Below are 20,795 nucleotides of genomic sequence, written 5' to 3'. Positions count from 1 at the left end.
CTGGCGTCAATGCGTGCTCCGCGAACCTCCCTCCTGATGTACGACAGGAGCAGACAAGACAACGATGTACGACCAAAAGCGACCAGATGTCGCGGTCTTTATCGACTTCGAGAACATTTATGTCAGCGTGCGTGACAAGCTCAACGCAACGCCCAATTTTGAAGCGATTATGGACCGCTGCAATGACCTCGGCCGTGTGGTGATTTCACGCGCCTATGCCGATTGGTACCGTTACCCACGCATTACCAGTGCCCTTTACGCAAACGCTATCGAACCCATCTACGTCGCTACCTACTACTACGACAAGGATGCCGGTCGCACCGGACGCGCCATCAAGAATAGCGTCGATATGAACCTCTGTATCGACGCTATGAAAACGCTCTATACCAATCCAAACGTCTCGCGGTTTGTGCTGGTAACCGGCGACCGCGATTTCATTCCGCTCGTCCACAGTATTCGCCAGCACGGGAAAGAGGTCTTTATTATTGGGATTGGTGGCGCCGCCAGCACCCACCTGGCTCAGAGCGCCGACGAGTTCCTCTTCTACGAACAATTGATCGGTCGTCAGCCCAACGCCAGTGCCGCCGCTACGGCAATTGCGAATCGGGCAACTGAAATCAACCGTACCCTCGAACCGGTAGAAGTCAGCCCACCGCTGTCGGCAGTGGCTGCCCCTCCGCCTCCGCCCTCTGAACCTGATGTCTACGATGTGCTGGTGCAGGCTATTCATTTAGCCCGTAAGCGCGGTTATGTGACCACACTCGGCTCGCTCAAGATGCTGATGAAAGAACTCATGGGTGGCGATTTTAAAGAGAACCGCTACCGTGACCTGAATGGACGACCATTCTCGAAGTTTAAAGATTTGGTCATCGATGCCGAGCAGCGCGGGAAAGTACAAATCTTTACGAAAGGTTCGGTCAATGAGGTCTTTCTACCAGGCGAAGACCCAATGAAGCTCTCACGTTTTGCCCCATTGCTGACCGAGGAATTACCACCAGAGCCGGTGGTAATCGACCCGCCCATCGGCAGTAATGGCAGTTTGCAGATCGCTGAGATCAGCCCGATCGTCGTTGAAGAGCCAAAAGCGGCAGAACCACCAGCAACGACAACGCCAACTACTTCCAACAGTCGCCGTCGGCGCCGTCGTTCACGCCGTAGCGGAAGGAGTCGTGAAGAAACCGGTGCGCTGAACGTTGAAACAGCCGCCACGCTCGATGAGTTGCCGGAGGTTGAACCAGAATACAGCCCACCGCTCGTTGAAGAACCGGTGCAAGCAGGCGAAATGCTCAAAACATCGCTTGCCGAACTCGCTCTAGAACCACTGCCGATAGCGGTTGAACTCGAGCCGGTACCTGAACCGACTCCGATCGTCGCTGAAACTGCTCTCACAGAAGCTGCAAGCGAACCGCCAGCAAAAGCGAGTCGTAGCCGCCGACGATCCCGCAAGACGAAGAGCGAAGCAGAAGCCAACACCGCAGCACCTCAGCTTGAAGTGGTGGTCGCGCAGCCTACACCGGCGCCAGCTATCACCGACGTGGTCGGCGCCGAACCAGTTAGCGATATGCCCTCTGCTACTGCTGAAACCGGGTCTCCCTCAATCAACACAGCTCCAGATGAGGAATCCGGCCAGGTTGATCTCAACTTCGAGTTCAGTGAAGCCGAATGGGAACTCTTTCACACGACAGTACGTGAATTGGGCAAACCGGCAACGTTCCAGCAACTCTTGAGCGCGTTGCAGACTGCCCGTAAAAAGCACGGTCTGCCGCGCACGACCGAAGAGAATCGCACGATGCTCAAGCAAGCTATTCACCATGGCATGCTTGAGCGCATCACCAGGAATCGCCGCGTTTATTACACGTTGAAGACCGATGAGTAGGTTGGTCAAAATCTGTGGCCTGCGAACGGTCGATCTGGCGCTGGTAGCCGCCACTGCTGGCGCCGATATGATCGGACTGGTGTTCGCCCCTAGCCGCCGCCAGGTCAGTATTGCTGAGGCACAGTACATTGCAGCAGCGGTGCGGGCTTTGCCACCGCCGCGACCGCTGATCGTAGGGTTGTTTGTCAATGCACCGGCAGCCGACGTGGCCGAAATCACGACGGTTGCTGGTCTGGAAGCTATTCAGCTTAGCGGCGATGAACCACCAGACTACCCAATTCCGCAGGGTCTCCCCTTACTTAAGGCTATCCGTATGACCGGTACACGCGACGAAGAGGCATGGCTGGCTCGCATTGCCACCGCTCCGTCGGTTCATAGCGGGTTGCCATCGATGCTGGCCCTGGTCGATGCCCACGTTGCCGGTGCGTATGGTGGGACCGGAACTCAAGCCGACTGGAGTCGTGCGGCACGCATTGCTCGTCAGGTTCCTACCGTACTGGCCGGTGGATTAACGCCGGAAAATGTCGCAGCGGCCATTGCGCAGGTGCAGCCACTGGGTGTTGATGTCAGCAGTGGTGTCGAGCGCGATGGTCAAAAAGACCCAGCCTTGATCACCGCATTCATTGCCGCAGCACGATGTGGATAGCGGCTCAGCGGTTGGCGAAAGCCTGAGTTACTCTTACGTTTTTCCTTTCGGCAACTGCGTCAGCACAAACGACAAGAAATGAAGAGATTATGGTCAGGCAATTGTTGAAAACGGCAATCGCTATTCCCCAACGGCTGACACCACATGGTCGCAAACGACAAAGCGGCCAGCCGTTACTGTAAGCGCAACAACATCGATCCGCCAGAGTGTCGCGGGCGGAAGTTGATGATCGATCAGGTACTGATACGCTAAAGCGATCAACCGTTGCTGTTTTGGGGCGGTAATCGATTCTAGAGCATAACTATCACGACGTGTGCGTACTTCCACGAACACAAGCTGTTCGCCATCGCGGGCTACCAAATCGATCTCACCATAGCGACATCGCCAGTTGCGTGTCACGATTGTGTAACCACACTGCTCCAGATAGGCTGTAGCTGCTTGTTCGCCGCGATCACCCAACTGGCGCTTAGGTGTAGGCATACTTCCGCCAAACGTCGTTCCGCTCAAGCTCACCGAGGAGGGCAAACGCGAGATACTGCGGCTGGCGTGGTGTCGAGAGCAACACCATATTTGCCTGTTCAGGAGTACGGCCACCCTTGCGATGGTTACAATCGCGGCACGCAGTAACCACATTTTCCCAAGTCGTCTGCCCACCCTGTGAGCGGGGGATCACGTGATCCATCGTAAGATTGGCACGCCCCGGTTGTTGACCACAGTACTGACACGTCTCGCGATCACGGGCAAACACCGCACGCCGTGAACATGGAAGCCGGAGCTGGCGCGGAATCCGGATATAGCGCACCAGTCGAATCACTAACGGTACGTGATAGGTCACCGACTGTGCACGTAACTGCTGCATGGCAGCTTCAACTAGCTCAGCTTTCTCTTGTAAGAGGAGAACGAGTGCACGACGAACCGAAATTAATTGTAACGGCTCGTAACTTGCGTTGAGAACAAGGACTCGCTGCGCCAAGTGACACCCCCCTTAACAATGAACCGATGTTATCACCGTAACAAAGGCTCTTGCCCGGGGGCGTCATGGCCCCGCGCTAGAGCGGCTTCTTGCGGTTCGCGGAGGACACAGCCCTTATCGCACGTAATACCGCACTGTCGCCACTCATGCTGCGTCGATCACGTTGGCGACCAGCATGGTAGCAGGCAATGTGCCCGGTATGTCCTAGACAGTATGGGTTGCGGTACTGCAACGGCGAATATGGCATGAAATTCGACCTTTTTTGATACAGTCTGACAGGCCGATATAAAGGTAACATGAGATTCAGGTTTTTGTCAACCCATCAGCGGTCAATTTTTTCAACTTCGCTCAAGATCAGACCATCGATCAACTGTTCAACCGGAGCCAGATCGTCGGTAAACGGACGAAACTGTGCCATGTCCGGCGTAAACTCGCGCAAAGGGCCATAGCGACCTTCATACAGCGACCAGTACATCACCAATTGCAGTGCCGGGATATCGATGTTGGTTGCGTTTTCAATAAAATGAACGACCCCATCACCCACTGGTTGATTGACCCCGATCAGGATCGCATTACTGAAGCGCGTATCGATAATGTACACCTGTGGAAACACTGCGATCATGGTAGAAGCCAACGCATTGACCAGCCGATCATCACCGCTTGCCGGTCGTCCGGCATTCACCACTGCAACCCCACGAGGCGTGAGCTTCGCTTTGACTTCACGAAAAAATTCAATCGTTGTAAGGTGAAAGGGAATGTACGGCTGATGATAGGCATCCATTCCAATCACGTCATACTGGCGGTCGGTCGTCGCCAACCAGTACCGTGCATCCTCGTTGTAAGTCGTAAAGTAAGGCGCCTGTGGGGTACCATCGGCCATATCGAAGTAACGACGGCCAACGTCGCTAATTTTTGGATCGATTTCTACTGCATCAATCACTGTATCGGGTCCATAAATTGCCAGAAACTGTTGGGCAATACTACCGGCTGCCGCGCCGAGCAACGCCAGTGAACGAATATCGTCTGGCCGGGTGTTGGGATAAAGGTAGGGTGCAACGCTGAAGTAATCCCATGGGCCGCCGTCGGTGAGGAGATCAAGCGGATCACCGGTTTCGCGGTATTTAAGGCGATAAATGGAATGGAGTGCCAATCCTTCATTAAGAATGAGTACTCGTCGCCGATCAACCGCGCCGTTGTTGTAGAGCACCTCTTGTTCGGCAACTTGAATGTAGTTGTAGCCCGACTCAAATTCTGCAATCAATCGACAGTTGCGACAATCAGCAGCTTTGATCGTTCCTGTAGTGAGCTGATATGCCCCCGCCAGGAGTATAACGGTGAGCACGAACAGCAATTGGCGAGGATCACGCAAGCCAATCAGACTAAGCACGACCAGAAACGCAGCGAAGAGAAAGAGCGTACTGCTAACCCCAATGGTGGGAATCAGAACCAGTACCGTTAGAAAGGTACCGACGATAGAGCCAATCGTTGAGAGCGCTGAAATCGTACCGGCAGTACGCCCGGCGTGTTCAACATCGGTCGCCTGTCGCAATTGCAGCCGAATTGCAAACGGACCAACCATTGCCATTAAGGTCACCGGCACTGCAAAAAGCAGGATTACCCCGATCAGCGCAGCTAAAAAACCACCGGCGGCCACGCTCCGCAGCGCTCCCTGGGCAAAACTGAGGATAGGACGGGCAACAAAGGGGATTACCGCACAACTGATACCGGCCCAACCGATGAGCTGAAATAATAACCGCCAGTCTGGTCGGCGGTCGGCCAGCGTACCACCTAAACGATAGCCTATCGCCAGATAGACCAGCGTCATCCCAATCACAACTGCCCAGATCGGCTGGGAAGTGCCAAAAAAAGGTGCCAGCATGCGCGGCATCACCATTTCAATGCCAAGGGTACCGATTCCGGCCAGAAAGACCACCGTCAGTAGGAGTCGATCATTCACCCTGGTCTGTTCCCTCAACAATAGCGTTTCCTGAGCCATGCGCTATTTCCACTTATCCGCTTGCCGAACGTCTCTCCCACACCCCGCGCCTATCCCTGGCATATCAGTTTGGCTCTGACTTCACCCAACACAGTATCCGACTTCGATCCGACGGTGCCGTGCTCAGATCAGGATGCGTATACTGATGCCGTCCGAGGTGTGATGTGAGTTGGCCGACATCTCACCTGATCGCACTGATAATCAATCGTTCGAGAAGCTGCAAGAGCAGCATTGCCACAATTGGCGAGAAATCGAACATCCCTATATTAGGCATAATACTCCGAATAGGCCCCAAAATTGGCTCGGTAATTTCGTGTAAGACACGAGTCACAGGAAAGTTCCCCTGTGGATCGATCCATGAGGCAAGAACGCGCCCTAGAATCGCATAAAATAAGACTGTAAAGAGAATACTTACGAAACTGATCAAAAAACCCGACATTTTACTCCCTCCCATCGGTATCTGGCGCCTCAAAACGCGCCCGCACTGCTGCGGCATGGGCAAACAGCCCCTCGGCTTCAGCAAGCCGTATCGCTGCTGGACCGATTCGGTTTAGACCAGAGCGATTCAATCCGACCAGTGAAATCACTTTCCGAAAACTATCAACATTGACCGGCGAAGCATAACGAGCGGTTCCCTCAGTTGGCATAATGTGTGACGGGCCAGCTACATAATCACCGAGAACCTCAAACGACTCTTCACCGAGAAAGACGCCACCGGCATTGCGTACAAGACCAACATACGACCATGGATCGGCAATCAATAGGCAGAGGTGCTCAGGAGCGTAGTCGTTCGCCAATTCAAATGCCGTCACCAGATCGGGCACTACCACAATACCACCACGTCGCGTTACTGCATCACGGGCAGCCTGTGCATTCGTCGGCGGGAGTGTTGTGAGTTGTCGTTCAACTTCTTGCTGAACCTGTTGCGCCAACTGCGGATCCGGTGTCAATAAAATCGCGCTGGCCTCGACATGCTCGGCCTGAGCCAGAAGATCGGCAGCAACTGACCTGGGGTTCGCCGTGTGATCGGCAATAATAAGCGTCTCGGTTGGCCCTGGCAAACTCACGACGCCGACTGTACCGTAAACCAACCGCATCGCCTGGATAACGTAACGATTCCCTGGCCCCGCCACAGCTTCGACCCGTGGCACGCTGGCAGTACCGTATGCCAGCGCAGCAATAGCCTGTGCTCCACCGATGGCAAACAAGCGGTCAACCCCGGCCAGATGAGCAGCCGCCAACACAATCGCTGCTGGTTCACCAGTTGCTCGTTGCGGCGGTGAGCAAACGATAATCTCACGTACACCGGCAACCCTGGCCGGTACAGCCGCATGGATCAGCGACGACGGCAATGGGGCAGCACCGCCAGGTACATAAATCCCAACCCGATCAAGTGGCCGCACTAACTGGCCTAACGCTCCTTCGACGGTAAACTCGACCCAAGAGTTGCGCAGTTGCCGTTCGTGAAAGCGGCGAATTTCACCAATGGCCAGCAAGAGTGCATGACGCAGAGTTGGATCGAGATCAGCCGCTGCCGCTGCCCAACGCTCACGTGGAATCTCAAATGTCTCGCACGCTACTCCGTCAAAGCGTAACGTGTACTCGCGTAATGCCGCATCACCATGCTGTCGAACCGCTGCAATGATCTCAGCGACTACAGATGTTGTGTCCGTATCATCATCAAGCGACCTACGACAGAGAATCCCAGCACGGGCGGCATCAAGATCGTTAATGATAGGAATTGTCATCACTGATCACTCGCAAACTAAAAACCGAAACCTGGCAACCAACCTTTACGGCTGCTGTATCATTGTACCGTATTCGCATGATTACGGTCGCGCTGCCAGCGTTACCGTCACATCAAGCTGCTCACTACCACGTTGGATCTTCAGTACGACCTGATCACCAACCTGCAATAAGTCAATCATACCGACCAGTTGATCGCTTGAGAAGATCGGTGCCCCGTTACAAGCGATGATAATATCACCTCCGATTCGCACCGGCAAACCACGATAGGTTGCGGTGGTTGACCCACCCTGCAGACCGGCTGCGGCTGCCGGACTCCCTTCCTGAACTGCACCAACGAGGACGCCCCGATTGATAGCAAGACCAAACCGATTCGCAAACAGGGTGTCAACCGTCGTCATGCTGATGCCCAGCCACGGATGATCGTAACGTCCTTGCTTGATTAACGCTGGCACCACACGAGCTACAGTTTGCGCCGGAACAGCGTAGCCAACTCCTTCAAAATTACTCCCGCCGAGACTGACGGCAATTGCGGTGTTGACCCCGATCACTTCACCTCGCAAATTGAGGAGTGGGCCGCCCGAATTACCCGGATTAATCGCGGCATCTGTCTGTATCACGTTCGGAATACTGAAGCTACCAACACGACGTTCTGGGCCACGCAATGTACGCCCCAATCCACTGATAACACCAACGGTGAGCGTATTCCGCTGACCAAAAGGGCTGCCAATGGCAACTGCGGTTTGCCCGACCTGTAATGTTTCGCTATTCCCAAACGGTAGCGGTTTCACGCCTTCTGGCAGACTGTTTACCTTGATCACTGCCAGATCACTGTCGGGATCACTACCGATCAGATCGGCAATAACCGTTGCACCATTCGCAAAACGTACCTGGATCTGAAATGCCCCCGCAATCACGTGGTGATTTGTCACGATATGTCCCTGATCATCATACAGAAACCCTGAACCCTGACCACTTGGGCCATCTGGAGTAATCGGGGGGTGACCAGGTGGAAGATTAGCACTCTGATCAACCACTACATCTAGACTTACAACGGCTGGATCGACACGTCGGTAAAGATCAACTAACCGTTGTTCAGACTCACTCAATTCTGTTTCCACCTCAACCGAAGTATTTCCAACCTCTATCGGCAGCAGCGGAGCATCGGTTGGCCGAATCGGTGGCGACGTTGGAGTCGGCGCTTCATTACTGGTAACTACCGTTAGATTGGCACGCGCACAACCGGTGACGATAAAAAGGAGCAATATAAGGAGAACCCGTCGCATAGTGTCATCTCCGTCATGGTGAATAGCACAATGGTACGTTTGCAGGTTACACAGTTCATCATACCAGAGAAGAGAGGTGAAGGCTAAGAGAAGTCATTTCCGAACAAGGCGTTGCCGAGTTCTCAGCTTTGGGTCACCTGCGCTGATCAGACAATGCCCAAGCAGAGTGACACCGAGAACTGTACGTATCCGCTCCTGATGACTCGCGAATCGCCTGGATACGCGACTGGAAGGCATCGCCTCTGAGGGGATTGTGGGAGCACAAACCTCTAGAGCGTGAAATCTCCCCTACTGTGCACTAAAGGGCATAATCGGCGCACCAATGAGAGTCTGCGCACCACTGCGTGCGCTGCAGACGGGTGGGGAACTAATCCCGATTGCGCAGCTCTTTTGCTCTTTCCCCATTACCACTGTTGGGAGGAAAAGGACGTTACAAGCCCGCAGTCGCCCTTTACCCCGGTTCCTCTTCATCGTGAAAGAGCGGAGCCAGTGCAAGCGACTGCCCGGAAGGAACGGTATTCTACTACCCCTGGCCAACCGCTCCTTGTTGAGCAGAGGACGGCCATAACCCAGGCCAGATCGAAGCAAAGAAAAGGCCAGCGGCAAAACCGGCTTGCACACCGTTGATCAGCAAAAGCCAAAGAGGTGCAAACCACCAACCGCTATAATGTCCGATAATCTCAAGCGGCCAGAGTAAAAATGGTAGGGCTGCCAATACCAGACGCTGTGACCAGACTAACGACCGATACCAGCGTAACAACGAAGGCGCCCGCTCGCCGATCATCAGCCGGGCCAACCAGAGACCGATAGTAGCCCCCCAACAGCGAGCACACACCGCCATCGGCCAGCCCAACAACCATAACGAACGTTCTGGCGTTGGACAGATATACGTTGCCAGCAGATCACGGGCGAAGGTACCGGTCTCACTCACGAGGGGTAAACCGGTTGCGCGCAAGAGCGGTGAAGCTATCGGTCCCAAAAAGAGAATCCAGAGTATTAGATCGTACACTTGGGGTGACCAGGAACGTTGCGAGTGTGGCGTTGGTAGAGCGTATACAGTCATAGCGCTGTCCATTTCACGATAGCAATCCATCGGTGTGTCATAACCTCATTGTACCAGAGATTATTGATATGCAACACACCCGTGAAATGAGACAGTTCAACGAGAACGAGACAACATCTTCGACAGGCACCGCATATCCCACCAGATACGCGGCAGACGAGCAATCTTCTCGCGTAGCGGGAGATACGCACGTCGGGTATACGAGTCGTAACGATTTTGCTCTATTTTATCGAGAATACCGCGGTAGACACGTGCAGCAGCCGCGACCGCCAGACGTACCTCTGGCGGCAACAGTGCAATGCCGGGCCAACTTTCGTCGTACAACTGATGAGCACGTGCCACCTGGAACTTCATTAACGCAATAAACCGCTCATCATACACGCGGGCTAGAATGTCATCAGCAGTGAGACCAAAGCGTGCCAGTTCATCTTCAGGCAAATACACTCGCTGGCGATCAGCATCCTCGCCGATGTCGCGCAAAATATTGGTAAGCTGCAACGCAACACCGAGCTTGATCGCATAAGGTTGTGCACCAGGTGCTGCACCGGTAATGCCGATCACCAGCAAGCCTACCACCGACGCAACACGATAGCAATAGAGCCAGAGGTCGGCAAACGTGGCATAGCGTGAAATGGTGAGATCCATTGCGACCCCTGCCAGCAATTCGTCGATCAGACTCGGCGAAAGGTTATAACGCTGGCAGGTATCGGCCCAGGCCAATAATACTGGGTGTGAGGTATCAAACCGTGGCCGACGTGCAATCCGGATCCATTCGGCTAATGCCCGTGCCGGATCAGATTCGGCCATGTCAACAGTATCATCGGTAGTGCGACAAAAGGCGTACAATGCCCGCACAGCACGACGCTGCCCTGGTGGCAGAAATTGGGTACTGAAAAAGAAACTCTTTGAATGACGACGAATGATCTGATCGCATATCGCGTAAGCCTCGGCTAACGTTCGCGTTGGCGGTGGCGGCAACTCGTCGGTATGCGATGAGGCAGGAAGATCGCTGAGATGAAGGAGTTGGGCAAGCTGCTCATCTGCTGGCAGCGCCTGGCTCACCGGTAAGCCGTTTCCTCGCGTAAAGATCGAGAGCGAATTCAGCGACACACTGCACTCCTTTTGTCACATATCACGCTTATTTGTAATATACGCAATATTGCGTTTACCGGCAAGTACGAATCACACAGGATCGACCGCTATAAGAACGATCTCTGTGCACGGTTCACCTTCACCATTAGCGACTGCGACTCAGGAGTGACGCAACATTCTCAACGGCTTCCTGGGCATCACGACCTAAAAATGTTCCCGGCATCTTATGCGTCAAGACCGGATTAAGATTGAATGCGCGGCCACCATAGCCGAAGAGTGGCGTAGGCGGTGGCAATTGTTGAATCGCTCGACCGATTTCGAGCAACTGCGTAGCGGTTTCGGTTGTAGAAGCGGACAAACACACTAAATCAGGCTGAATATGACGCACCGCATCAAGCAGGTCCTTCACCGGCACTTCCGGCCCAAGGTAGATCACCTGCCAGCCATGACGAACAAAAAAGACTGATAACATCAGTGCGCCCAGATCGTGCTGTTCACTCGGCGCACAACCAACGAGAATTAACCCTCGCCCCTCTGTAACGTTATAGGTATTGAAGAGACTCGACAACTTACGCCGAATGAACTGGGTTGCAAAATGTTCTGCTGTCACCGAAATGCGTCCAGCGTGCCACTGCTCACCGATTTCAACCATCGTCGGCTGGATCAACTTCAAGAAGACATCTTCCAGCGGGTAGAGTGCAAATGCTTCACCCAGAATCTGCTCGGCGCGTGTCGCATCAAAATCGGTTAACGCAGTGATCAGCCGCGCCTGCATCCGCTCCCACGTATGTGGCTCGGTGTCGACCGCAGTGTTTAGCCACGAAAGACTGGTGTCGCTGCCCTCCATCATCAGGGCAATGGCTTGACTGATAGTAAGACCCTCGGCTGTACGGTCACGTAGCCAGCGAATGGTCGCAATATCACGCTCCGAGTAGAGGCGATGACCACCTTCCGTTCGCTGAGGACGGGGAACGCCATAACGACGTTCCCATGCCCGGAAGGTGTCCGCTGGCACACCCGTCTCCTGTGCGACAGCCTTCGTATTGTATCGTGGCTTGTCTGAGAATTGGGAGAGAAAATGCTGCGGTGCCATAGTTCCGCGACCCTTCACAGTGCTCACAAGGTGAGACAACAGTCTATAAGCATTGATACCTTAGTTCTGCTATACCATCGTTCACGAAAACGTTTGCGCTTATCACGGCCTTGTCACGACCAACCGTGAAGCGTGGTACAATGTCACTAATATTGTATCATGTTGCACAATCACTGTCAATAAATTGCACAATTATACTTTATCTTCGTTGCATTTAATCAAAGCTTCACTCCTATGCGGGCACTTATTACCGGAATTAACGGCTTTGTTGGTGGTCATTTGGCCGAATATCTGCTTGCCGATGGACGGTGGGAAGTTTGGGGACTGTCGCGCTCACCGCACCTGACTCTGCCCCATCTGATCGGCAAAGTAGAGCTTGTCCAAGCCGATCTGGCCGATGCCGAAGCAACCATGCGGGCGCTGGTGCGGGTACGACCAAATGTTATTTTTCACCTTGCCGGTCAACCATTTGTTCCTGAATCGTTTCGTGACCCGGCCGGAACCCTGGCTGCCAATACACTAGGGGCATTGCACATTTTCCTTACCCTGATCGAATACCGTATGGCGACGCGGGTGCTAGTGATCGGTACCAATGAGGAATATGGCAAGATCGATCCTGACGACTTGCCGATTGATGAAGATACCCCTTTACGACCAACGAGCCCGTATGGGGTCAGTAAAGCAGCTCAAAGTCTCCTTGCTTTGCAATACTACTACAGCCACGGCCTTGATCTGGTGCGTGTCCGACCCTTTACGCACATCGGCCCTCGCCAGAACGAACGATTTGTCACCGCCGCCTTCGCCCGCCAGATCGCCCGCATCGAGTTAGGGTTACAACCACCTGTCGTGCAAGTAGGGAATCTGTCTGCCCAGCGTGATTTTACCGATGTACGTGATGTGGTAGCCGCCTATGCCTTACTGGCCGAATACGGTGAAAGTGGGATGGTATACAACGTTGGCTCTGGACGTGCGGTGATGATTCGTGAAGTGCTCGATATGCTGCTGGCAGAATGTACTGTCCCGGTTGAAGTGCGCTTGAACCCAGAACTGATGCGCCCCATTGATGTTCCGCTCGTCGTCTGTGATGCGTCTCGGCTGCGTATGCGTACTGGCTGGCAGCCACACTACACGTTGGCCGAAACCCTGCACGATATTCTGACCTATTGGCGTGAACGGGTACGCACCGAAGTAACAACTACCACTGGCTAAGAAAATCGTCACCAGCGTACCATCTTTTGTAAACTGTTTGTGTTCTGTTCACGTTATACTACGCTCATCATCGACCGGTAGAGAGCTATTTGTAACCTAGCACGAGCAGAGTAGTCTATGAAAGCAGTCATTCTTGTTGGCGGTCAGGGTTCGCGATTACGTCCACTCACCTGCCGCACACCCAAACCAATGCTACCGCTGGTCAATCAACCGTTTATCGAGTGGATGTTGTTACGTCTGCGCGATTATGGAATCCGTGAGGTCATCCTCGCTGTCCAGTATCTGGCCGATCGCTTCCGAGCTGCGCTTGGCGATGGTTCACGGCTGGGTATGAATCTGCACATCGTCGAGGAACCGGAACCACGCGGTACCGCGGGCGCCGTCAAGCATGTTGAACATCTGTTAGAAGGCACAACCTTTGTTTTTAACGGCGACGTGATGACCGACCTTGATCTGCAAGCAATGCTCGATTTCCACCGCGAACGCGGCAGTAAGGTGACCATTTCGCTTACCCCTGTTGACGACCCTACCCAATTTGGGCTGGTTGAAACCGACCGCGACGGTCGTGTCCGCCGTTTTCTTGAAAAGCCACGAGCCGAAGACATTACCACGAATCTGATTAATGCCGGGACGTACCTGATCGAGCCGGAGATCTTCCGTTATGTGCCACCCAATGAATTTTATATGTTTGAGCGTGGTCTCTTCCCGGTGGTGCTACAAACCGGCGATCCGATGTATGGCTTCCCATCACGGGCTTACTGGACCGACATTGGTAAACCGCAGACCTATCTCGATGTTCACCACGACATTTTGATCGGGAAAGTGCAATATCATTTCCGTGGTCAACAAATTGGCGAACGGATCTGGGTGGAAGGCGAAGCCGAGATTCACTCCAGCGCCCACATCGTTGGACCGGTTGTGATTGGTCACGGCACGCGCATTGGACGAGGGAGTCGCATCGTCGGCCCAACCGTCATTGGTTCCCACTGCACAATTGGTCCTGAATGTCAGATCGAAGGCGTTGTTATGTGGGATGGAAATATCATCGAAGAGGGAACAATCCTGCGCAACTGTGTGCTGGGGTACAGTAATCATATCGGTGAACGTAGTCATATCAGTGATGGGGCAATTATCAGCGACGAGTGCCGGATCGGGCAGGAAAACCGCCTTGAACGCGGTATTCGCATTTGGCCAGGCACAACCCTCAATGATCGGGCGATTTCCTTCTGAATACTATTTCGCGGCCAGTAAATCACGGATTTCGATACGTAGACGCTCCGTCAGGGTGGGTTCAGTTGGCGCAGGTGATGCCTGCGCCTCAATTGATGACTTCTGATCCTATTTCGCGGCCAGTAAATCACGGATTTCGATGAGCAGACGCTCGGTGAGGGTAGTCTCAGTTGGTGCAGGTGATGCCTGCGCTTCACGTAGCCGTATCTTCCTGATAAACTGCACAATCAAGAAGAGCACAAACGCAATCAATAAAAAGTTGATAACAGCCGTCAAAAACGCGCCATACGCCAACACCGGCCCGCTCGCCCGCGCTTCAACCAGGGTTGTTGCAGTCTGTCCACCAAGCGGAATAAAATAGTCGCTAAAGTCCGCTCGCCCGCCAAAAAGCAGACCGATGATCGGATTGATAATATCGGTTACTAATGAGTTAACAATTGCCGTAAACGAAGCGCCAATTATCACTCCAATCGCCAGATCGACAACATTTCCTCGCATGATGAACTCACGAAACTCTTTGAACATACGATCCTCCTGATAGGTTGCACACTGTCTTATTGACACTATAGCCCATTCGAGGGAGAAGTGTTCAGATGAAAGCTCCTTCCCCCTGTGTAATGAACAGAGCAACACGCGCAATGAATCTCAATCCAGTCGCTCAAAATGGTTCCTGACCCACAGATTTTCTGAGAGCACAAACCGCTAGCTCACGTTCTACGCACGCTAAAAACTATCGTTCGTTACATCAGCATTGAGGTCGGGTTTGAAACTGTCTTATCGCTGTGATGAGCAGCATACTTACCGGCGATCATCACTTCTCCTCTGTTCATCTTCATTGAAACCATGATAAACGCAGAAAATTCATTTGATTTCAGAGCTAAAAGTCGAGCAATCGAAAATTGATTATTAGTCTAAAAATCTTCACACACGGTTATGAGTTACAGCACTCTACCCTGACGAGTTTGTGATACTGTGTACATAGAACTATGATCGGCAAGAAGTTGTTGGAAAAGAGTCTGCTATGGCACGCCCAAAACGACCGCCTCATCCAATGATTGCCCGTGCTCGTGCGCATCTACGAGCAATTGCACCCGACTTGCAATTTGCACCGTTGATTTTGCGCACGCTCGACGGGCCACCAGGCAGTCCACGTTACGCTGTTTCCGTAGCGCGCTGCCAGAATGTAGGGGCATGTCCTTATGAAATGGCAGACCCTTCGGTCTGTACCGTGCCAAGCTGTGATCTACGCCGTTCGCTACGCCTGTTGCTCAACGCCGATGGCAGCCTGGCGCAAGTAATTGAAGGGCACCGACGCTGGAATCCACGGCCACCTGATGACGTCACGCCCTGACCGGAAGGCAACAAGGAGGTTGCTATGTACCGCCACATTCTCGTTCCGCTCGATGGTTCGGCGCTCGCCGAGCAAGTTTTGCCTCACGTCCATGCCCTGGCCGCTAATGAAGGCACGGTCAAAATCACGCTGTTGCGTGCCGTGCCGCCAATCTTCACAACTACCGTCGATTACAGTGGTTTATTGGCTGCGACGACCGAAGCGCTAAATACGATGGAACAGGAGGCACTCGAATATCTCCAACAGATTGCGAAGCAGTTTCAAAGTGAAGGATATCAGGTACATACCGAGGTTAGTGCACTTCCGCCGGCTGAGGCAATTATTGAGTACGCCGAGAATCATGATGTTGATCTCATCGTGATTGCCACCCACGGTCGGAGTGGGATCAGTCGCTGGGTGTTCGGCAGTGTCACGCAAAAAGTTGTTCAGGTAGCGCCAACACCGGTGTTGGTGATTCGACCAAAGGAAGGGAAATAGTTCGGATCATAGGGATTCGATCAGCCCTTTCACCCCTGGCAGCAGAGCATGACAAACTGCGATAACGGCAGGACAACGCGATGAACAGAGAGTAGTGCCGGTGATTAAAAGGCGAGAGGTGGGTTATGAACCCACCTCTTGCCTCCGAGCGGTACTGGTGAGCCGGGTGGGGATCGAACCCACGACCCTCTGATTAAAAGTCAGGTGCTCTACCTCTGAGCTACCGGCCCGCCAAGGAGTAGTATAGCTGAGTCTGGCTCAGGCGTCAAATGAATGCCAGCGCATTGTGTCGAAGTGATAATGAAGTGTTTGATCATCCTCGTTAAAGAATCTGAAACACCCCAGCACGACTCGGCGCTACGTATTCTCTACGCGGTGAAATGCCTCGGCCAGCGGCAAACCAAACTCCCGCCCACGTTCAGCCGCCCACTGGCGTACCATCTCAGCCAGTTGGGTTTGATCAATTCCTAATTGGGAAACGTGGCAACGCAGTGCCGCCAGCTTCTGCTCGATAGTCGCACTAATGTCTACCACGAAATTCAATACTGGGGCGCCGGTAACAAAGACTTCACGAACTTTGCTCGGTGGATAACCTTCGGCCAGTAATTCGGGAAAATCCCAACTGTTCTGCGCCGCCGGGTATACCGCTGCCAGGGTTGCGTTAGCTGCTGCGAGATGATCGGGATGGAAACGTGGAATTGAATACTGCGGTGTCCATACCCGATCTGGCGACTGACAAACGACACGCTGGGCGCGAATTCGTCGAATCTGACGCACAATGTCGCGGCGCAATTCGAGTGTTGGCTGCAACATGCCGTCTGGGTAATCGAGGAAGATCACCTCTTTCAAACCGAGAACCCGAGCTGCTGCCTGCTGTTCCGCTTTACGAATGTCGCTAATCCGACGCCGTGCTGCCGGACCAACATCGGTAGCATCATCAGGCCCACCACCACTACCATCGGTACAGATCACCAGCGTAATTTCCCACCCTTCGGCAGCCCAGGCCGCAAGCGTCCCACCACAACTGAATTCAGCATCATCAGGGTGAGCAACAACGACCAATGCAGTACGCGGTTCAACGGGTGAATGTTGCATGGTTGCTCCTTAAGACGTTGTTATACTGTGAGGTAGCATACCATAATTTCATCAATATCTTTTCAGTGTTGCTGCCCACACCTGCTTGAAGCGTCCTACTCACTTGCCCGCCGTACCTCAGCCGCTGCTGCTCGTACACGCGCCAGTGCATCACTCGATGGTGGCGGCGCTGGTGAGTTTAGAGTCTGCTCAAATGTCTTGCCAAAATCGGTGAGCCATTGACTGAAACGCTCCATCGATTGCCACGGATTGATAATCCGCCCTAATCCAATGGTTGTAATCGCATTGAGCATATTCCACGGATAGCCTACTAGTTGGTCAATACTTTGCCGGGTAACATTGCCCACGAACGCACCGGCATTAGCGACGACTGTTGTTCCGGCAGGTGGATTGATCACGGCAAATGCCTGCCGTCGTAATTCTTCAGCGTTGGTGATAACGGTGATCGGATCTCTGCCACGTACCGAAGCCTGACAGCCAAGGCGCCATCCAGCCTGTAAGTTTTCATCGCTTAGCCAGATTTTTTCGCGGTCGTTAGGTGGACTAAGCGACTCGGCTCCGGCCAGCACGCGCACTTTGCAGGTCTGACAAAAGCCGGTACCATCACAAACAAAACCAATATGCGCACCATTCCGTCGCGCAACGTCCAGAATTCGCTCACCAGGACGGGCAGTCATCTCGACATCGTTGATAATTACTGATGTCATAGCATTCTCCTTCATAGGGAAAGGGTGTTTATTCTTATTGTAACGCGGTTTTGGTCTAAATAGTGGTATGATTACAATAGAGAGTGAATACAAGACAACGCTTTGCCGTGTTGCACGACGACCCAGTGCTCAGCAAGACCTCCACGGTTTTTCTACGCTGGGTTGTCTGCTGCTGACAGCCAATGTCATTCTACGCCGTCTTACAGCATAATACACCAGTGCTTACACCCCCAGCTACCTCGTCGGCGCTGGCCGATCTAATCTGGCTCAATACTGCCGACATGCTACGCGGTTTTGGGATCAGTCGTCCACCTTGGCTACACGGGCTGGCAACCATCCTGGCTCGCCCGGCAGCACGTCGTTTTGCCCGCCAGCTTCTGACATTCGATGCTTTGGTTGGCACCTCTGGATTACCCACCGCTAGCGCCTGGATTTGTTCACATTTCGCTCCCGGATTAGACATTCTTGGGTATCCCCCGCCAAACACAGGGCCACTCCTGGTTGTTGCTAACCATCCCGGATTGCTTGATGCTGCGGCGCTGATGACCACTCTCAATCGTAGCGATCTCAAAGTGATTGCCATTGCCCGACCACTGTTGCGCGCACTTCCCCACACGAGGGCTACCATCATTCCGGTCGGTACCACTGTGCAACACCGTATGAACGCTGTACGCCACGCTATGCGCCACTTGCAGCAGGGAGGAGCAATCCTGACCTTTCCGGCCGGACGCATCGAACCCGATCCGGCACACGATCTCACGGCGATAGCCAGCTTAACGGCATGGTCTGCAAGTCTCGATCTCTTCGGGCGCATTGCAATCGGGCTACCGGTAGTGACTGCCATCGTCAGTCATGTACAGGCCCCGGCTGCGTTACACCATCCGCTTACCCGTTTGCGTCGCAATCCAGCCGACCGCCAGTGGCTGGCTGCGATTCTGCAAGTGTTGTGGCCGCACCTGGCAACAACACCAGTGCAGGTTCGATTTAGCCCACTACTTCATGCCGATCATGATCTGCGAACAAACGTACAGTTCTGGGCAAAAATCCTTATGCAACAGGCCAACACAACGTGTTTATAGAGGAGTTTCATGGATCGCCGCCATTTCATTGTCGCTAGCTCGGTGCTGGTTGATATGATGGGTTACGGCCTGATTATGCCGTTATTACCCTTCATCGTTAAGACCTGGACGAGCGATGCTTTCATTGTCGGGATGCTCGGCTCGTTGTATGCTGCAACGCAATTGCTGGTTGCGCCCATCTTGGGTAGCCTATCTGACCGCATTGGTCGGCGTCCGGTGCTGCTGCTATGTCTCTTTGGTTCAGCGCTGGCCTATCTGAGCATAGCGCTAGCCAACTCAATCACCTTGCTCGCAGCCGCCATCGCTTTAGGCGGGGCTGCCGGTTCAAGTATGCCGGTAGCGCAGGCCTACATTGCCGACACCACCACACCACAACATCGCGCCCGTGGTTTAGGGCTACTAGGTGCAGCCTTCGGCCTGGGACTGATCGGCGGAGCAGCGATGGGGGGATTCCTGGGTCAGTACGGATTAGCGATACCACCGGCTCTGGCGGCTGCAATTGCACTAGGCAATGCACTGTACGCAACCATTGCCTTGCCCGAATCGCTCCCACCACACCATCGTCACCATTCGACATACTGGTTACAGCTTTTCGCACCTGTATATACCGCCATGCAGATACCAACAATACGGCCACTACTCTTTGCGGTTGTGCTGCTTAACATCGCATTTGCCGGTTTGCAGAGCAATGTTGCTCTCTTCACAATGACCCGCTTTGGGTGGGGGCCAACCCAAAATGCGCTGCTTTTTGTGTTCGTTGGAATATGGGCCGCGATCACGCAAGCCGGACTGCTCAAAATCTTGCATCCCCTGCTCGGTGAAACGCGCCTAGCCGGTGGTGGTATGGGCTTCATGGCCCTGGCGTTTCTGCTGGTTGGTATGGTCAAACAGAGCGACTGGCTCCTCTTCCCACTGGCCGCAATGCTGGCAATTGGGATGGGGCTTGCGGTACCAACGCTGACCAGTATCATCTCACAGCGTGCCGGGAACAATCGCCAGGGAGCTGTTCTTGGCGGTATGCAGGCGCTTATTAGCCTGGCGCTCATCGTCGGGCCGCTCAGCTTTGGTTTTCTCTTTGACCGCTTTGGCCCCGACACCCCCTACCTCATCGGTGGTACGCTGCTCACCGGTGCATGGCTGGTGGTGGTATGGACGTTTCTCCAACCGATACCTGCCCTGCCACCAATTGCTTCTCGTCCTGTGGAAGACTCAGAGGCCTAACTATGACAACTCTCACTCCAATTACCCGTGCAGCGATGGCAGATTTGCCAACCAGATTTGGTCATTTTCAGATCGCAGTTTACCTCGATGCTGAACAAAAAGAACAAGTTGCCCTGTTCTGCGGCCAAATTGACAACTCAGACCCAGTCCTCACCCGTCTTCACTCTGAATGTCTTACCGGCGACATCTTTGGCTCACACCGCTGCGATTGTGGCGAGCAACTAGCTGCCGCACTGACTGCCATTCAGCAAGAAGGACGCGGCGTGTTACTGTATCTCAGACAAGAGGGACGTGGGATCGGGTTGGTGAACAAGATTCGCGCTTACGCGCTTCAGCAACAAGGACTCGATACAGTCGAGGCCAATCGTGCGCTGGGATTTCCCGATGATATGCGCGATTACAGCATCGCTGCCGCCATCCTACGTGATCTCGGCATCACCAGCGTGCGTCTGCTTACTAACAATCCTGCCAAAATGACCAGTCTCGAACAGCACGGGATTCATGTGCTTGAACGAGTACCGCTGCAAGTTCCGGCAACGACCTATAGCGCTAGCTACCTACTCACCAAGCAGCTTCGTATGGGGCATTTGCTCGACAGCCGGTTGTTGTAGGAAAGAAGGGTGACGGTAGGCAGTGTATCACCTGCGGTGTGAAC

General features: G+C 53.7%; 21 protein-coding genes and 1 tRNA gene. 9 read left to right on the top strand and 13 right to left on the bottom strand.

The features are described 5' to 3' along the window. Positions 1–64 precede the first annotated feature (64 nt). The gene (locus QTO31_RS06440) at positions 65–1,876 is read left to right on the top strand and encodes an NYN domain-containing protein (RefSeq protein ID WP_031457828.1); all 1,812 of its coding nucleotides are present in this window, start codon (positions 65–67) and stop codon (positions 1,874–1,876) included. Continuing rightward, the gene (locus QTO31_RS06435) at positions 1,869–2,522 is read left to right on the top strand and encodes a phosphoribosylanthranilate isomerase (RefSeq protein ID WP_031457827.1); all 654 of its coding nucleotides are present in this window, start codon (positions 1,869–1,871) and stop codon (positions 2,520–2,522) included. Before QTO31_RS06440 ends, QTO31_RS06435 begins: the two co-directional genes overlap by 8 nt. Before the next feature lie 120 nt (positions 2,523–2,642). Here QTO31_RS06435 and QTO31_RS06430 read toward each other — a convergent pair whose 3' ends face one another. From QTO31_RS06430 to QTO31_RS06390, 9 genes are all read right to left on the bottom strand, one after another. Continuing rightward, entirely contained in the window at positions 2,643–3,002 is a 360-nt protein-coding gene (locus QTO31_RS06430; protein WP_031457826.1) for a YraN family protein, read from the bottom strand. Then, positions 2,989–3,495 carry an HNH endonuclease gene (locus tag QTO31_RS06425; RefSeq protein ID WP_031457825.1) on the bottom strand — a complete coding sequence of 169 codons (507 nt, stop codon included), beginning with the start codon at positions 3,493–3,495 and terminating at the stop codon, positions 2,989–2,991. Before QTO31_RS06425 ends, QTO31_RS06430 begins: the two co-directional genes overlap by 14 nt. A gap of 322 nt (positions 3,496–3,817) precedes the next feature. Further along, positions 3,818–5,452, bottom strand: a complete 1,635-nt coding sequence (locus QTO31_RS06420) for a spermidine synthase (protein ID WP_236631084.1) — start codon at positions 5,450–5,452, stop codon at positions 3,818–3,820. Positions 5,453–5,672: 220 nt separating this feature from the next. Further along, positions 5,673–5,930 carry a YggT family protein gene (locus QTO31_RS06415; protein ID WP_028457079.1) on the bottom strand — a complete coding sequence of 86 codons (258 nt, stop codon included), beginning with the start codon at positions 5,928–5,930 and terminating at the stop codon, positions 5,673–5,675. Position 5,931: 1 nt separating this feature from the next. Further along, positions 5,932–7,239 carry a histidinol dehydrogenase gene (gene hisD / locus QTO31_RS06410; protein ID WP_031457823.1) on the bottom strand — a complete coding sequence of 436 codons (1,308 nt, stop codon included), beginning with the start codon at positions 7,237–7,239 and terminating at the stop codon, positions 5,932–5,934. A gap of 81 nt (positions 7,240–7,320) precedes the next feature. Beyond that, on the bottom strand, positions 7,321–8,523 hold the full coding sequence (locus QTO31_RS06405) for a S1C family serine protease (protein WP_301428471.1): 1,203 nt from the start codon (positions 8,521–8,523) through the stop codon (positions 7,321–7,323). 523 nt (positions 8,524–9,046) lie between these two features. Further along, a complete protein-coding gene (locus QTO31_RS06400; protein WP_031457821.1) occupies positions 9,047–9,586 on the bottom strand; it encodes a DUF2085 domain-containing protein in 540 nt (179 codons plus the stop codon). 96 nt (positions 9,587–9,682) lie between these two features. Next, positions 9,683–10,696, bottom strand: coding sequence for a phytoene/squalene synthase family protein (locus QTO31_RS06395; RefSeq protein ID WP_031457820.1), 1,014 nt, complete (start codon positions 10,694–10,696; stop codon positions 9,683–9,685). A gap of 127 nt (positions 10,697–10,823) precedes the next feature. Then, positions 10,824–11,693 carry a B12-binding domain-containing protein gene (locus tag QTO31_RS06390; protein WP_236631083.1) on the bottom strand — a complete coding sequence of 290 codons (870 nt, stop codon included), beginning with the start codon at positions 11,691–11,693 and terminating at the stop codon, positions 10,824–10,826. A gap of 312 nt (positions 11,694–12,005) precedes the next feature. Here QTO31_RS06390 and QTO31_RS06385 point away from each other — a divergent pair, with 312 nt between their 5' ends. Both QTO31_RS06385 and QTO31_RS06380 read left to right on the top strand, forming a co-directional pair. Then, positions 12,006–12,980: a GDP-mannose 4,6-dehydratase gene (locus QTO31_RS06385; RefSeq protein ID WP_031457818.1), complete on the top strand. Its 975-nt coding sequence runs from the start codon at positions 12,006–12,008 to the stop codon at positions 12,978–12,980. A gap of 117 nt (positions 12,981–13,097) precedes the next feature. After that, positions 13,098–14,210 (top strand): sugar phosphate nucleotidyltransferase, encoded by a 1,113-nt coding sequence (locus QTO31_RS06380; protein WP_031457817.1) that lies wholly within the window; start codon positions 13,098–13,100, stop codon positions 14,208–14,210. Positions 14,211–14,318: 108 nt separating this feature from the next. On the opposite strand, the gene mscL is transcribed toward QTO31_RS06380, so the two are convergent. After that, positions 14,319–14,735 (bottom strand): large conductance mechanosensitive channel protein MscL, encoded by a 417-nt coding sequence (gene mscL / locus QTO31_RS06375; protein WP_031457816.1) that lies wholly within the window; start codon positions 14,733–14,735, stop codon positions 14,319–14,321. Positions 14,736–15,231: 496 nt separating this feature from the next. Between mscL and QTO31_RS06370 the strand changes: the two genes are divergently transcribed. Both QTO31_RS06370 and QTO31_RS06365 read left to right on the top strand, forming a co-directional pair. Continuing rightward, positions 15,232–15,561 (top strand): hypothetical protein, encoded by a 330-nt coding sequence (locus tag QTO31_RS06370; RefSeq protein WP_301428470.1) that lies wholly within the window; start codon positions 15,232–15,234, stop codon positions 15,559–15,561. Positions 15,562–15,585: 24 nt separating this feature from the next. Further along, entirely contained in the window at positions 15,586–16,038 is a 453-nt protein-coding gene (locus QTO31_RS06365) for a universal stress protein (RefSeq protein ID WP_031457814.1), read from the top strand. A 155-nt stretch (positions 16,039–16,193) separates the two neighbouring features. Here QTO31_RS06365 and QTO31_RS06360 read toward each other — a convergent pair. The 3 genes from QTO31_RS06360 to QTO31_RS06350 all read right to left on the bottom strand — a co-directional run bounded on the left by QTO31_RS06360 (position 16,194) and on the right by QTO31_RS06350 (position 17,840). Next, positions 16,194–16,268: transfer RNA gene (locus QTO31_RS06360), tRNA-Lys, on the bottom strand. A 127-nt stretch (positions 16,269–16,395) separates the two neighbouring features. Continuing rightward, positions 16,396–17,133, bottom strand: coding sequence for a PIG-L deacetylase family protein (locus QTO31_RS06355; protein WP_301428469.1), 738 nt, complete (start codon positions 17,131–17,133; stop codon positions 16,396–16,398). 95 nt (positions 17,134–17,228) lie between these two features. Next, positions 17,229–17,840 (bottom strand): 2Fe-2S iron-sulfur cluster-binding protein, encoded by a 612-nt coding sequence (locus QTO31_RS06350; protein ID WP_301428468.1) that lies wholly within the window; start codon positions 17,838–17,840, stop codon positions 17,229–17,231. A 182-nt stretch (positions 17,841–18,022) separates the two neighbouring features. Between QTO31_RS06350 and QTO31_RS06345 the strand changes: the two genes are divergently transcribed. Genes QTO31_RS06345 through ribA form a run of 3 tightly spaced genes read left to right on the top strand, consistent with a single transcriptional unit; the run spans position 18,023 to position 20,751 of the window. Then, positions 18,023–18,919, top strand: coding sequence for a 1-acyl-sn-glycerol-3-phosphate acyltransferase (locus QTO31_RS06345; RefSeq protein WP_051871032.1), 897 nt, complete (start codon positions 18,023–18,025; stop codon positions 18,917–18,919). A 9-nt stretch (positions 18,920–18,928) separates the two neighbouring features. Continuing rightward, a complete protein-coding gene (locus QTO31_RS06340; RefSeq protein ID WP_301428467.1) occupies positions 18,929–20,140 on the top strand; it encodes an MFS transporter in 1,212 nt (403 codons plus the stop codon). A 2-nt stretch (positions 20,141–20,142) separates the two neighbouring features. Continuing rightward, positions 20,143–20,751 (top strand): GTP cyclohydrolase II, encoded by a 609-nt coding sequence (ribA, locus tag QTO31_RS06335; protein ID WP_031457809.1) that lies wholly within the window; start codon positions 20,143–20,145, stop codon positions 20,749–20,751. Positions 20,752–20,795 lie beyond the last annotated feature (44 nt).

It is taken from the genome of Chloroflexus sp. MS-CIW-1 (genome assembly GCF_030444705.1).
Classification (GTDB): domain Bacteria; phylum Chloroflexota; class Chloroflexia; order Chloroflexales; family Chloroflexaceae; genus Chloroflexus.
Note: the sequence above shows the minus strand (reverse complement) of the source record. Positions and strands in the feature narration are given on the sequence as shown.